Genomic DNA, 13,898 nt, shown 5'->3' on the forward strand with positions numbered 1-13,898 from the left:
CGGTGGCGTCGCCCGGGGCCCCGGCGGGGGCGTCAGAGGTCGCGCACCCGGACCTCGCGGAACTCCACGAGGTCACCCGTCCCGTGGTTCTGCAGGCCGACGAAGCCCTCGGCGAACTGCCGCAGGTCCGTGGGCGGGTCGCCGGCGCGGGAGGACTGCTTGCCCGGCGACGCGTCGAACTCGTTGATCACCACGCCGTTGCGGACGATCGTGTACTGCTGCCCGACGACGCGGATCTCGTAGGTGTTCCACTCGCCCTTGGGCGTCGGACGGGCCGCGGCCAGGCCGACGGGGTCGAAGTTGTAGACCGACCCCGTCTTCTGCGGCTCGCCCGTGGGGCCGTCGTAGATCTGGATCTCGTGGCCGCAGTAGATGGCCACCCACGCCGGGGAGTCGACGGCCGCGCCCTGGCGGCCGCACTCCTCCCGCTCCTCGAGCGGCTGCTCGGGGTCCGGGAAGCGGGTGAAGACGCCGGTGTTGGCGTACGCCCCGGGCGCCGAGACGTCCCGGAACTTCAGCGTCATCGAGAAGTCGCCCAGCTGCTCGGCGTGGTACCAGAGCATGCCCAGGCCGCCCTGCGAGCGCAGGGAGCCGTCGGGCTGGAGGACGAAGCGTCCGCCCGGCGCCTGGGTCCACCCGCGGAGGGACTCGGCGGTCCCGTCGAAGATGGTCCGGTAGCCGCCGGCCCGCACGCCGATCTGGGAGCGGGCCGCCGCGTTGACGACCGCGGTGACCTCCTTGCCGGTGAGGACGCCGTCCTCGCGGAGCTGACGCGTCACGGCCCGGACGTGGCGCAGGTACTCCTGGTGGGAGCCCCACTCGCTGTCGTCGAGGATGAGGTCGTTCACCGTGCAGCCGCCGAGGTCGTCGTTGGCCACGCCGGAGTCGACGTCGCCGGAGAAGACCGTCTCGCGGTCGTCCGGCACCGTGCAGGAGATGCTGACCGGCACGGTCGTCGTGGCCTTCTCGCCGTCGGCGTAGGTGACCGTCAGCGTCGCCGTGTGGTCGGCGACCCGGGCGTAGGTGTGACGGGGGTTCGCCTCGGTCGACGAGGTGCCGTCGCCGAAGTCCCAGCGGTAGGAGACGCCGCCGGAGCGGGCGCCGGTGAAGGCGACCTCGAGCGGGGTGCCCTGGACGTTGGCCGCCGTCGCCGCCGGCGCCGGGGTGGCCGGGCCGCCGTCGTAGGTGACCCGCAGGAGCTTCTGGTTCGGGTCGAGGCTGAAGAAGCCGCCGGCGTAGTCGAGCAGGTACAGCGCGCCGTCGGGGCCGAACTTGGCGTCCATCCAGCTCTGGAGGCCGGTGTCGCCACCGCCGCCGCGGACGATCTGGCGCAGGTCCTCGGCGAAGGCCGGGGCGCCCTGGGTCGGCACCTTGCGCGGGTCGACGGTCACGGCCACGCGGTTGTTCGCGTTGGACTGGTCACCGATGAACCACTTGCCCTCCCAGTACGAGGGCCACGCCACGTCGCTGTCGGGGTCCACCTGGGACTGGCGGAAGGTGGGGCCGGACATGACGGCCTGGCCGCCGCCGCGCAGCCACGGCAGCGTGTAGGTGGCGTCCTCGTCCTCGTAGGTCGGGATGCCGCTGCCGTCCTCGCGCTCGGGGAAGACGGGCCCGCCACCGCTGGGCGAGTACCAGATCATGTTGTCCCGGGCGTCCGGGATGTCCACGAGGCCGGTGTTGCGCGGCGAGGTGTTCTGCAGGTCGTCGCAGTCGTACCAGCCGGTGAGGACGTCCGCGTCGGTGTTGCTGCGGTCGCGGTACGGCTGGCGGTTGCCCATGCAGAAGGGCCACCCCTGGTTGCCGGCGCTCGTGAGGATCGTGGCCGTCTCGTACTTGGCCGGGCCGAGCTCCGGGTCCGGCAGGCCGGCGTCGGGGCCGACCCACGCGGCGGTCAGCCAGTCGGTGTCCGCGTCGATCTGCAGGCGCGAGATGTTGCGCACGCCCATGACGTAGATCTCGGGGCGGGTCTTGTCGTCCGCGTCGCGGGCCTCGCTGAAGAGGTTGCCGTCGGGGATCGTGTAGGAGCCGTCGTCCTCGGGGTGGATCCGCAGGATCTTGCCGTTGAGGTCGTTGGTGTTGCCGGAGGTGCGACGGGCGTCCTGGAAGCTGATGCCCGCGAACTCCTGCTCCCAGTTGTTGCCCGAGTAGCCCTGCGAGCCGCCGGAGGAGTTGCTGTCGCCGGAGCCGACGTAGAGGTTGCCGTCGTCGTCGAAGGCCATGCCGCCGCCGGCGTGGCAGCAGCTGTGGACCTGGGTCTCCCACTCCAGCAGGTCGACCCGCGAGGACTGGTCGATGCTCGGGCCCGACGGGTCGTAGGTGAAGCGCGAGACGGTGCGCATGCCGACGCGCCGCTCGGTGTCCACCGACTCGTGCGGCATCCAGTAGACGTAGAGGAAGTTGTTCTCGGCGAAGTCGGGGTCCGGCACGATGCCGAGGAGCCCCTCCTCGTTCTTCACGAGCTCGCTGCCGCTGCCGCGGTTGCCCATGACCTCGAGGGTCGTCAGCAGCGTGACGTCACCCGTCTCCGGGTCCCACTCGTGGATGGTGCCGCAGCCGAGGCCGACGTCCGGGTCGTCCCAGGAGACGACGGGGCCGCTCGGGCAGGCGGCCTTGCCGACGTAGAACGCGGTGCCGTCGGGGGCCATGGTGAGGCCGTGCGGCTCGCCGATCTGGTCGAGCTGCCCGGGGGCGTTCTGCGCCGTCAGCCGCTCGGTCGTGTAGTTGGCGGCGATGGTCGCCTGGCAGTCGCCCCGGACCATGCCGGTCGTCCACTGCAGGGCGCCCAGCAGGTGCTCGCGGAAGCCCGCCTCGGACCAGCTCGCGGGCGTGCCGCCCATGCCGGTGAAGAAGGAGCGGCCGCCGTCGTAGTCGCGGCACCACGACACGGGCTGGAAGGGGCTCTCCGTCGCCGGCGCGTCCGCCGTCGGGCGCAGCTGCGCGACCGTGTGGACCTCGCCGGTCGGGTTGGTCGACCAGTCGAGCCAGCGGTCCTCGCGGGTGATCGACAGGGGCAGGTCCTCGGTGGACGGGTGCTGGCGGTCGACGACGTCGACCGTGCCGCGCGTCAGCGGGACCTCGTCCTCGACGGGCGTCACGGACTCGCCGTCGAAGAGCTCGATCTCGGCGAGCTGGGTGAGGCCGCCGCTGCCGTTGGCCGAGACGACGAGCCGGTAGGACGTGTACGCCTCGCCCGGCTCGGCGATCTCGAAGTCCCTGACCTGGAAGCGCTCCGGGAAGGTCTGGTCCGTGCGGCTGTCGACGTCGACCCACGTCTGGCCGTCGTTGCTGCCCTGCAGGGTCCAGTTCCGCGGGTCGCGCTCGGCCGAGTCGTTGGCGGAGGTGAGCGAGTACTGCGCGAGCACGAGCGGCTCGGCGAGCTGCATCGTCAGCGTCGCCGTCGGCTCGAAGGCGAGCCACTTGGTGCCCGGGTCGCCGTCGGCCAGGTTGGCCGCGACCTCGTTGGGCGCGTTCTCCGCCGTCGCGGTGACGGAGGTGATCTCCGCGGGGACGGGGCGGGCGCCGGCGATGCGCGTGCCGACGAGGCCCGTGAACCACTGCGACGTCTCCTGGGCGCGCGCGGCGTCGCGGACGCCGAGGAAGCCGCCGCCGTCCTGGACGTAGGCCTGCAGCGCGGCCTCCTGGGCGCCGGAGAGGTCGGCCCCCTCGGCGGACAGGAAGACGACGCCCCGGTACTCGTCGAGGACGTCGTCCGTGAAGACGGCCGGGTCCGAGGACGTCTCGACCGTGAAGCCGTTCTGGGCACCGAGCTCGGCGACGGCGCGCGTGGCCGCGAGGACGGGGTCGTCCTGAGCGTCGGGGGCGCCGTGGAAGGCGAGGACGCGGACGTCGTCCGCCGCGGCGGCCGCCGCCGTCGCCTGCAGGGGCGCCACGAGCGGCCGGGCCATGGTCGGCACGGCGGACATGCCGACGACGAGCGAGGCGCCCGCGACGGTCAGCGCCAGGGGGCGCAGCCGGTCGCGTCGCCTCCGTCCCGCGGCGGTGGTGGGCGATGGGTGTGGTCGCACGTGTCGGCTCCTTCGTCGGGCGTGCAGGGCTGGTCGGGCGGGGAGGCCCGCGCCCGCCCGGGCTGGTGGCCCGGGCGGGCGGGGCGGGGTGCGGGGGCCGGTCAGCCGGCGGCGTGCGCGGCGTGCCCGGCGTGGCCGCCGGCGTGGTGCTCGGCGAACCGGTCGAGGGACGCCTGCGCGCCGGGGGGCATCGACCCGTCGGCGTTGCGGACGAGGAAGACGCCGGACATCCCGCCGTCCGAGTGGAACTGGACGTGGCAGTGGTACATCCACGCGCCCGGGCCGACGCCGGCGCCGGCGACGACCTGGAAGCCGAAGCTGTCGCCCGGGTTGAGGTCGCGGTTGTCGACCACCTGCGTGGCGTCGTCCCGGCCGGTGATGAGACCGGTCCGGTTGAGGGCCCACCGGTGCGCGTGGAGGTGGAAGGTGTGGAAGGAGTCGCCGTGGCCGACGCAGACGAACTCGACGCGCTCGCCGAGGCGGGCCTCGAACATCGGGGTGTCCGGCGCGAACTTGTTGTTGATGGACACGTCGGTGAAGAAGACGGTGAAGGTCTTGTCCGGGACGACGTCGCCGACCCGGCGCACGACGAGCGCGCCGTAGAGGCCGGCGCGCACGCCGGCCGTCCCGTGGTCTCCCTGGTAGGCGTGGTCGTGGTAGTGCCAGTAGCCCGCGCTGCCCGGCATCCAGATGCCGCGGTCGCGGTACGGCGCCTGCGTCTTCCACACGTACGTGCGGGTCTCGCCCGGCTCGTTGAAGGAGTCGTTGAAGGGGCTGCCGTCGGAGTCGACGTCGTAGTTGACGCCGTGCGGGTGGATGGACAGCCGCTCGTCGGTGGTGTTGACGAGCTCGATCTCGAGGGTGTCGCCCTCCCACATCTCCAGGAGCGGCCCGGGGATGGTCGGCTGCCCCTGGACGAGGCCGTAGCCCACCTGGCCGTCGGCCATGCGCTCGGCGAACATCCGGATGCGCCGGGTGGAGCCGGCGGCGGCGCGCGCGCTCGTGGCGGTCCCCCGGCCCAGGACGGCCGCGGTCACCGGCGAGGCGACGGCGACGGCGCCCCCGGCGACGCCGGCGACGACCGCGCGGCGGGACAGCGCCGGGCGCGTCCCTCGGGGGGTGGTCGAGTCGTTCATGTCTACCTGGGTCTCCCTGCTCGGTCGGCCACCGCCGAGGGTCCGGGGCAGCGCGAGGTCACCGGACCGCGCTGCGGCCTCGGTGCGGTGGTGGTGCGCGGGTCGGCCGCGGGGGCGGCCGGTCGGGTGCCTGTCTCGGGGGGTCGCGCTCCGTCGCACGGCTCCGGTCGTCCCGTCCGCACCCGGCCGGCGGTGGCTCCGTCGGCGAGGTGTGTCGGCTGGTCTGGTCCGGTGGTCTGGTCGGACCCCGAGGACCCGTCGGTGCGCACGGCGCCGTGCGCTCACCGACCGTCCCCGACGGTCACCCACCCGCAGGTCATCCCGGGGTGATGCGGACATCTCATCCGGCTGGGGAACTTCTGTCAACAGTGTGTGAAAAGTCACCGAGTCGACCGGGTGGACCAGGGGTCCACCCGGTCGACGATCCACGCCGGGCCCTCCCGGACCGACGCCGACCGACCCTCGCCAGGGGCGACGTCGTCGCGCACGATGGGCTCGGCCGGTCGGCCGTGGGGCCGCCGGCGGAGGAGGTCGTCGTGCCGGACGGACGCGGGCTGGACCGTCGGACCCTGCTGCAGCTCGCCGGGGTGTCCGCCGGGGCGCTCGCCCTCGGCATCGCGGCGCCGGAGCGTGCGCTCGGGGCGACGCGGGCGCCCGACGGCGCCTTCGCCCTCGGCGTCGCCTCCGGCGCCCCCACGCCGGAGGGCGTCGTGCTGTGGACGCGGCTGGCGCCCGAGCCGCTCGCGGCCGACGGGCTCGGCGGCATGCCGCAGCAGCCCACCGCCGTGCAGTGGGAGGTGGCCGACGACGAGCTCTTCCGCCGGGTCGTGCTCCGCGGGACCGTCGTCGCGCTGCCCGAGCTGGCCCACGCGGTCCACCCGCAGGTCCGCGGGCTGCAGCCGGGGCGGCGGTACTTCTACCGCTTCCGGGTCGGCACGCAGACGAGCCCGGTGGGGCGCACCCGCACGGCCCCGGCGCCGGGCACCACGCCCGCGCGGCTGGTGCTGGCGACGGCCTCCTGCCAGTCCTGGGCGGCGGGGCACTACAGCGCCCACCGGCACCTCGCCGCCGCCGACGTCGACCTCGTCGTCTTCCTCGGCGACTACGTCTACGAGCGCGGGCTGCGCGACGCCGACGTCGCCCGCCGGGGGGCCGCGCCGCTGGGGCCCGAGCACGCGGCCGAGGCGGCGACGCTGGCGCAGTACCGGCTGCGGTACGGGCTGTACAAGAGCGACCCCCACCTGCGGGCGGCCCACGCCTCGGCCCCCTGGCTCGTCACCTGGGACGACCACGAGGTGCAGGACGACTACGCCGGCGACCGCTCGGCCGCGGGCGTCCCCGCGGACGCCTTCCTCCTGCGGCGCGCGGCGGCCTACCGGGCCCACTACGAGCACCTGCCCCTGCCGCCGTCCGCCCTCCCCGTGGGTCCGCGCGGGACGGTGCAGGGACGCACCGACTGGGGCCGGCTGGCCCGCCTCGTCGTGCTCGACACGCGGCAGCACCGCGCCCCTGCCGCCACGACGCCCGCCGAGCTGGCCGACCCGTCGCGGTCGGTGCTGGGACGGCGGCAGGAGGCGTGGTTCCACCAGTCGCTGCGGTCGTCGTCGGCGGCGTGGGACGTCGTCGCCAGCAGCGTCGTGGTCCGCCCCGTCTCGCCCCGGGAGACCGACCAGTGGGACGGCTACCCCGTCGCGCGGCGTCGGCTGCTGCGCCACCTCGCCCGGTCCGCCGACCCCGTCCTCGTGTCCGGCGACATCCACCGCCACCACGCGGCGGAGGTGCCCTCCGACCCGGACGACCCCACGTCGCCGCCCGCCGCCGTGGAGCTCGTGACCTCGTCGATCGCCTCGGGACGCGACGGGGGCGTCGACGACGGCCCCCGGGTGCCGTGGATGGCCGCCCCCTACGCCCGGTTCTGGGACGGCCGGCGCGGCTACGTGCGGCTGGACGTCACGCCGCGGGAGACGACGTCGTCCTTCGTCGTCGTCCCGTACGTCGAGGCGGACGACCGCGCGGAGGGCCGGGTCGTCGCCCGCTTCGTCACCGAGCGGGGGCGCCACCGGCTGGAGCGGGCCTGAGCGACGGCCCCGGCCCGCTCACCAGCCCGCGGCGCGCGCCAGGGCCTCGACCGGGGCGACGTCGCCCGGCAGCCACGCGACGTCGTGCCGCCCGGCGGCGGCGAGCACGCGCAGCGCGTCGTGGTCCGCGAGCGCCGTCGGCGTCCCGTCCACGACCTGCGCCACCCACACGCGCATCCGCAGCGCGGGCGTCAGCGGCCAGTCCCCGTCGGGCTCGGCGGAGCGCAACCGCTCCCCCACCCGAACGCGGACGCCGAGCTCCTCGGCCAGCTCGCGGTGCAGGGCGGCGAGCGGCTCCTCCCCCGGCTCGACCTTCCCGCCGGGCAGCTCCCAGCCGCCCGCGAGGGCGGACGGTGCGCTGCGGCGGGCGGCGAGCAGCGTCGTCGGCGCGGCGAGGTCGTCGACGAGGGCAGCCGCGACGACGAGACGGGCCGGCGCGGCCCCGCCGGCACGGCCGGCGGGGCCGCCGCTCATCGCAGGTGCCGCCCGGTCGTGGCGCTCTCGGCGGGGGCGCCCGAGGTCCCGGCGGCGCGGTCAGCGGCCCGCGCGGCGTCGCCGTCGTCCCGGCCCACCGGGGTCGCGCCGCCGAGCTCGTCGATGACGGCCTCGGTGACGCTGCCCGTGAGGCTCTCGTGCAGCTCCTCGGCCGTCTCTCGCCGCTCGACCCGACGCAGGATGCGCTGGCGCTTCTGGTGCTCCCACCGGAAGGCGCGGACGAGCGCCACGAGGATGCCGATCATCACGAGGCTGAAGGGCAGGGCCGTGAGGATGGCCCCGGTCTGCAGCGCCTCGAGCCCGCCGGTGAGGAGCAGGCCGATCGCCACGAGGCCGGACGTGGACGCCCACAGCGCGCGGTGCCAGCGAGGCGGCTCGGGGTCGCCGCCGGTCGCGAGCATCGTCATGACGAGCGAGCCCGAGTCGGACGACGTCACGAAGAAGACGGCGATGAGCAGGAGGCCGACGACGGCCCACAGGGCGCCGCCGGGGATGCTCTCGAGGAGCGTGAAGAGGGTGCTCTCGGTGTCGACCGAGCCGTCGGCGCCCACGTACCCGCCGTCGCCGAAGATCTCCGCGTAGAGGGCCGACCCGCCGAGGACGGAGAACCAGAGGAAGGTCACCGTGGTCGGCACGAGCAGCACGCCCGCGACGAACTCGCGGACGGTGCGGCCCTTGGAGATGCGGGCGATGAAGACGCCGACGAAGGGCGCCCAGGACATCCACCAGCCCCAGTAGTACGTGGTCCAGGAGGCCTGCCACTCCTCGCCCGCGGCGCCCTGGAAGGCGGACACGTTGAAGGTGAGCCGGACGACGTCCTGGAGGTAGGCGCCGATGGACTGCACGAAGTCGCGCAGGAGGAAGAGGGTGGGGCCGGCCACGAGGACGGCCACGAGGACGACGGCGGCGAGCACCATGTTGCCGCTCGACAGCCACTTGATGCCCTTCTCCAGCCCGGAGAGGACGGAGCCCATGGCGATCGCCGAGATGACGACGATGAGCGGGACGAGCAGCCACGGGCTGGCGCCGTCGTCGGACCAGCCGAGGAACTCGAAGCCGGCGCCGATCTGGAGGACGCCGAGGCCGAGGGACGTGGCGACGCCGAAGACCGTGCCGACGATGGCGACGACGTCGATGACGTCGCCGAGCCGGCCGCGGACGCGGCTGCCGAGCAGGGGCTCGAGCGCCCAGCGGATCGAGACGGGCCGCCCGCGGCGGTGGACGGCGTACGCGATGCCGAGGCCCGCGACGACGTAGATCGCCCAGGCGTGGATGCCCCAGTGGAGGTAGGTCTGCGTGAGGGCCTGCTGCGCGAGCTGCTCGGTGGTGCCCGAGGTCCCCGGCGGCGGCGACGCGAAGTGGTTGAGCGGCTCGGCGACGCCCCAGAAGACGAGGCCGATGCCCATGCCCGTCGCGAAGAGCATCGCGAACCAGGACAGCAGGCCGAACTCCGGCTCGTCGTCGTCGCGCCCCAGCTTGATCGAGCCGAAGCGCCCGGCGCCGACCCAGATGGAGAAGCCCACGAACACGGCGACGAGGAGCACGTAGTACCAGCCGAGGCCGCCGACGACGCCGGACTGCAGTCGCGCGAAGAGGCTGCCGGCCGTCTCCGGGGCGGCGAGCGTGAAGACGGAGAAGGCGAGGACCAGCGCGAGGGCGGGCCAGAAGACGCGACGCGCGACGCCCTTGCCGGCCGCCTGCCGCTCGGTCGTGGGCGTGCCGTCGGCGGGTGCTCCGCCGACGTCCGGCCGGGGCGTCGTGCTCGTCATCGGTGCTCCTCCTCGTGCGCCGCCCCGGACGGGGCGGCGTCGGTGTCGTGAGCGCCGGCGACGGTGCGCGACGCGGTCCAGCGGACCTGGGTAGCACCGCGGGGGGCGCCCTGGCCAATCAGGACGCCCCCCGCGCGAGGACCGTGGCTCGACCGTGACCGGACGTCACCTCGCGGCGACGGCGGTCACGCGCCGTCACCCGAGGTCGACGGGCACCACCTGGTGGTCCTCGGCGAAGTGGCAGGCCGAGGGGTGGCCCTGCCCGCGGTCGCGCAGCTCGGGGTCCTGCTCGGCGCAGATGTCCTGCGCCTTCCAGCAGCGGGTCCGGAAGCGGCAGCCCGACGGCGGGTTGGCGGGGCTGGGCACGTCGCCCGTGAGGAGGATGCGCTCCTTCTGGCCGCGCAGCGCCGGCTCGTGCACCGGCACGGACGAGAGCAGCGCCTGCGTGTACGGGTGCGACGGGTGGCCGTACACCTCGGCGTCCGTGCCCGTCTCGACGATCCGCCCGAGGTACATGACGTTGACCCGGTGCGAGATGTGCCGCACGACCGACAGGTCGTGGGCGATGAAGAGGTAGGACAGGCCGAGCTCGTCCTGCAGGTCCTCGAGGAGGTTCATGACCTGCGCCTGCACCGAGACGTCCAGCGCCGAGACCGGCTCGTCGCAGACGATGAGCTCGGGGCGCATCGCCAGGGCCCGCGCGATGCCGATGCGCTGTCGCTGCCCGCCGGAGAACTGGTGCGGGTAGCGGTTGGCGAAGTCGGCGTTGAGCCCGACCCGGTCGAGCAGCTCGCGGATGCGCCGGTCGCGTCCCTGCCGGGGCGCGACGTCGGGGTGCACCGCCCACCCCTCGGACACGATGTCGCCCGCCGTCATGCGCGGGTTCAGCGACGAGTACGGGTCCTGGAAGATCATCTGGACCTCGCGGCGGTAGGCCTTGAGGGCCGCCCCCCGCATCCGCCCGACGTCCTCGCCCTTGTAGAGGATCTCGCCGCCCGTGGGGCGCTCGAGCGCCACGAGGAGCTTCGAGACGGTGCTCTTGCCGCAGCCGGACTCGCCGACGAGGCCGACCGTCTCCCCCCGCCCGACCGTGAGGTCGACGCCGTCGACGGCGCGGACGTGGCCGATCGTCTTCTTGAAGACGATGCCCTGCTGGAGCGGGAAGTACTTCTGCAGGCCCTTGATCTCCAGGACGGGGGCGCCGCTGGCGTCCCACCGCCGCCGGGCCTCCCCGGCGGCGCCGCGGCGTCCCGAGCCGTCGCGACGGCCCGCGTCGGCGGCCGCGCGGGCGCCGTCGTCGGCGCGGTGCGCCCCTGCTGCGTCAGCCATGGAGGAGCTCCTCGCTGTAGTGGCACGCGGCCCGCCGGCCGGCCGCGACCTCGCGCAGCGCCGGGTCGTCCGCGGTGCAGTCCCGGCCCGCGCTGCCGCGCGCGTCGTCCGCCCGCCGCGCCATGGGGCAGCGCGGGTGGAAGGAGCAGCCGGAGGGGATGGCCGACAGGCTCGGCGGTGCCCCGACGATGGGGTTCAGCCGCTTGCCCTTGTCCTCGAGCATGGGGATCGAGGACATGAGGCCCCGGGTGTAGGGGTGCGCCGGGCGCGAGAAGACCTCGTCCGTCGTGCCCGTCTCGACGACGCGGCCGGCGTACATGACGGCCACGCGGTCGGCGACCTCGTTGACGACGCCGAGGTCGTGCGTGATGAGGACGAGGCCCATGCCGGTGTCGCGCTGCAGGTCCTTGAGCAGGTCCATGACCTGCGCCTGCACCGTGACGTCGAGCGCCGTCGTCGGCTCGTCGGCGATGAGGACCTTCGGGTCGAGCGCCAGCGCCATGGCGATCATGACGCGCTGCCGCATGCCCCCGGAGAACTGGTGCGGGTAGTCGTCGACGCGCTGGCGGGCGGCGGGGATCCGCACCCGGTCCATGAGCTCGACGGCCTTCTCCCGCGCCTCCTTCTTCGAGGTGCCGCGGTGGGCCCGGAACATCTCGCCGATCTGGAAGCCCACGGAGTACACGGGGTTCAGCGCGGAGAGGGCGTCCTGGAAGATCATCGAGATGCCGGGCCCGCGGACCTGCCGCTGCTCCTCGGCGCTCATGCCGAGGAGGTCGCGCCCCTCGAAGCGGATGCTCCCGGAGATGACGGCCGGCGGGGTGTCGAGGATCCCCATGACCGCCTGCGAGGACACGGACTTGCCGCAGCCGGACTCGCCGAGGATGGCCATGGTCTCCCCCGCCGCGAGGGAGTAGCTGACCCCGCGGACGGCCCGCACGACCGGCCCGCGGGAGCGGAACTCGACGTGCAGGTCCTCCACCTCGAGGACCGGGGTGCCGGCGGTCGCGCCGCCGCGGGCGGCGGACGTCGTGGACGCGGGGGTGCTCATGAGCGCTGCCTCGGGTCGAGCGCGTCGCGCAGGGCGTCGCCCATCATGACGAAGGCCATGACGGTGAGCGACAGCACGATGCTGGGGATGAGGACGAGGTGGGGCGCCGTCCGCAGGAGGTTCTGACCCTCGCTGATCTGGAGGCCCCACGAGTAGTTGGGCCGCTGCAGGCCGACGCCGAGGAACGTCAGCGCGGCCTCGGCGGCGATGAGGGCGCCGACCGAGATGGTCGCGTAGACGATGACCGGCGCCACGGCGTTCGGGAGGATGTGCCGCACGAGGATGCGCAGCGGCCCGGCACCGAGCGCCCGCGCCGCGGCGACGTAGTCCGAGCTCTTGATGGCGATGACCTGCGAGCGGACGAGCCGCATGGCCGTCATCCACCCGAAGATGACCAGCGCGACGGAGATGGCTCCCGGGCCGCGCTCCGAGATGATCGGCACCGGCCCCCCGGCGATCTCGATCGTCGGGCCCACGCGCAGGAGGATCAGCGCGCCGAGGATGAGCGGCAGCGCGTAGAAGACGTCGGTGATGCGGGCGAGCAGCGAGTCGATCCAGCCGCCGAAGTAGCCCGCGACGGCCCCGACGACGACGCCGACGACGAGCAGGCCGATGACGGCGGTGAAGCCGATCTGGAGGCTGTTGCGCGCGCCGTAGACGACCTGCGCCAGGTAGTCGCAGCCCTGCTGGTCGTAGCCGAACCAGTGCGCCGCCGACGGGGTGTCGACGGAGAAGCTGAGGTTGCACTCGCGCGGGTCGGCGCCCCGGGCGAACAGCGCGGGGAACAGCGCCATCAGGAGGAAGAAGACGGCGAGGGCGCCGCCGATCCAGAAGAACGGCTTGCGCCGCAGCTCGCCCCAGGCGTCGCCCCACAGGGAGGTCTGCTTCTCGTCGCGGCCGGCCGAGGCGGTGTCGACGAGCAGCTGGCCGTCGGCCGCGGCGCCGGACGTCACCGCGTCGTGACGCAGGTCCGCCTGCTGCTGGTCGGCGGCGTCGCCGCCGACGGGTGCGGGACCACCGGGACGCTGGGTGTCACTCATAGCGGATCCTCGGGTCGAGGACGGCGTAGAGGACGTCCACGACCAGGTTGAAGAAGATGAAGAAGAAGACGAGCAGCGTGACGATGCCGACGACGACGGCGCCCTCCTGGCGCGAGATCGCGTCGAAGACGGCGCGTCCGAGGCCCGGGATGTTGAAGACGGACTCCGTGATGATGGCACCGCCGAGAAGGCCGCCGATGTCGGCCCCGATGAAGGTGACGACGGGGATGAGGCTGTTGCGCAGCGTGTGGCGCACGACGACCGTCCGGCGGTCGAGCCCCTTGGCCCGCGCCGTCCGGACGTAGTCGGCCCGCAGGCTGTCGGCCAGGCTCGTGCGCGTCAGCCGCGCCACGTAGGCCAGCGACGTCGCCGCGAGGATGAAGCCCGGCAGCAGGTAGCTGTAGAGGCCCTGCGTGATGCCCGCCACGGGGAAGAGCCCGAGCCGGACCGCGAGGGCGTACTGGCTGACGAAGCCGAGGACCAGGACCGGGATCGAGACGACGAGCGTCGTCGTCACCAGGACGAGGTTGTCGAAGAACGAGCCGCGGCGGAGGCCGGCGAGCACGCCGGCCGCGATGCCGATGATGATCTCGAAGACGATGGCCACCGCGGTGAGGGTTGCCGTCACCGGCAGGCGAGAGCTGATGGTGTCGAGCACCGGACGACCGGCGAAGTCGGTGCCGAAGTCGCCCTGCACGAGGCCGAGGACGTACTTGCCGTACTGGATGAGCAGGGGGTCGTCGAGGTTGAACTCGGCGCGGATCTGGGCCTGCACCGCCTCGGGCAGCGGGCGGTCGCCGCCCAGCGCCCGGACGGGGTCGCCGGGGAGCGCGTAGACCATGGCGAAGATGAGCAGCGATGCCCCGATGAGCACCGGGATGGTCAGGAGAAGTCGGCGCGCGACGTAGCGGCCCACGGTCCCTCCTCAGGTCGGGCGACGGCGCGGGCGCCGTCGCGCAGGGACGTACCGCC

Annotated in this window: 9 protein-coding genes; 1 reads left to right on the plus strand and 8 read right to left on the minus strand. The window is 73.9% G+C overall.

What is annotated here, in order from left to right; genetic code table 11:
* Positions 1 to 32: 32 nt before the first annotated feature.
* Positions 33 to 3,926: a ThuA domain-containing protein gene (locus EDC03_RS07800; RefSeq protein ID WP_123379609.1), complete on the minus strand. Its 3,894-nt coding sequence runs from the start codon at positions 3,924 to 3,926 to the stop codon at positions 33 to 35.
* Between the two features lie 203 nt (positions 3,927 to 4,129).
* The gene (locus EDC03_RS07805; RefSeq protein ID WP_123379610.1) at positions 4,130 to 5,164 is read right to left on the minus strand and encodes a multicopper oxidase domain-containing protein; all 1,035 of its coding nucleotides are present in this window, start codon (positions 5,162 to 5,164) and stop codon (positions 4,130 to 4,132) included.
* A gap of 536 nt (positions 5,165 to 5,700) precedes the next feature.
* On the opposite strand from EDC03_RS07805, the gene EDC03_RS07810 reads away from it, so the two are divergent.
* On the plus strand, positions 5,701 to 7,242 hold the full coding sequence (locus tag EDC03_RS07810) for an alkaline phosphatase D family protein (RefSeq protein ID WP_199720035.1): 1,542 nt from the start codon (positions 5,701 to 5,703) through the stop codon (positions 7,240 to 7,242).
* An 18-nt stretch (positions 7,243 to 7,260) separates the two neighbouring features.
* On the opposite strand, the gene EDC03_RS07815 is transcribed toward EDC03_RS07810, so the two are convergent.
* From EDC03_RS07815 to EDC03_RS07840, 6 genes are all read right to left on the minus strand, one after another.
* The gene (locus EDC03_RS07815; protein ID WP_123379611.1) at positions 7,261 to 7,716 is read right to left on the minus strand and encodes a (deoxy)nucleoside triphosphate pyrophosphohydrolase; all 456 of its coding nucleotides are present in this window, start codon (positions 7,714 to 7,716) and stop codon (positions 7,261 to 7,263) included.
* Positions 7,713 to 9,506: a BCCT family transporter gene (locus tag EDC03_RS07820; protein WP_123379612.1), complete on the minus strand. Its 1,794-nt coding sequence runs from the start codon at positions 9,504 to 9,506 to the stop codon at positions 7,713 to 7,715. Before EDC03_RS07820 ends, EDC03_RS07815 begins: the two co-directional genes overlap by 4 nt.
* Positions 9,507 to 9,701: 195 nt before the next feature.
* Entirely contained in the window at positions 9,702 to 10,835 is a 1,134-nt protein-coding gene (locus EDC03_RS07825; RefSeq protein ID WP_123379613.1) for an ABC transporter ATP-binding protein, read from the minus strand.
* The gene (locus EDC03_RS07830; protein WP_123379614.1) at positions 10,828 to 11,886 is read right to left on the minus strand and encodes an ABC transporter ATP-binding protein; all 1,059 of its coding nucleotides are present in this window, start codon (positions 11,884 to 11,886) and stop codon (positions 10,828 to 10,830) included. The genes EDC03_RS07825 and EDC03_RS07830 overlap by 8 nt, the downstream gene beginning before the upstream one ends.
* On the minus strand, positions 11,883 to 12,839 hold the full coding sequence (locus EDC03_RS07835) for an ABC transporter permease (RefSeq protein WP_422393806.1): 957 nt from the start codon (positions 12,837 to 12,839) through the stop codon (positions 11,883 to 11,885). Before EDC03_RS07835 ends, EDC03_RS07830 begins: the two co-directional genes overlap by 4 nt.
* Before the next feature lie 79 nt (positions 12,840 to 12,918).
* A complete protein-coding gene (locus EDC03_RS07840; RefSeq protein WP_123379616.1) occupies positions 12,919 to 13,842 on the minus strand; it encodes an ABC transporter permease in 924 nt (307 codons plus the stop codon).
* Between the last annotated feature and the right edge of the window lie 56 nt (positions 13,843 to 13,898).

Source organism: Pseudokineococcus lusitanus, assembly GCF_003751265.1.
Classification (GTDB): Bacteria; Actinomycetota; Actinomycetes; order Actinomycetales; family Quadrisphaeraceae; genus Pseudokineococcus; species Pseudokineococcus lusitanus.

Coding starts and splice junctions, on each gene's coding strand:
- EDC03_RS07825 (WP_123379613.1), bottom strand. CDS start 10,835: ATGGCTGACGCAGCAGGGGCGCACCGCGCCGACGACGGCGCCCGCGCG.
- EDC03_RS07805 (WP_123379610.1), bottom strand. CDS start 5,164: ATGAACGACTCGACCACCCCCCGAGGGACGCGCCCGGCGCTGTCCCGC.
- EDC03_RS07820 (WP_123379612.1), bottom strand. CDS start 9,506: ATGACGAGCACGACGCCCCGGCCGGACGTCGGCGGAGCACCCGCCGAC.
- EDC03_RS07830 (WP_123379614.1), bottom strand. CDS start 11,886: ATGAGCACCCCCGCGTCCACGACGTCCGCCGCCCGCGGCGGCGCGACC.
- EDC03_RS07800 (WP_123379609.1), bottom strand. CDS start 3,926: ATGTCCGCCGTGCCGACCATGGCCCGGCCGCTCGTGGCGCCCCTGCAG.
- EDC03_RS07815 (WP_123379611.1), bottom strand. CDS start 7,716: ATGAGCGGCGGCCCCGCCGGCCGTGCCGGCGGGGCCGCGCCGGCCCGT.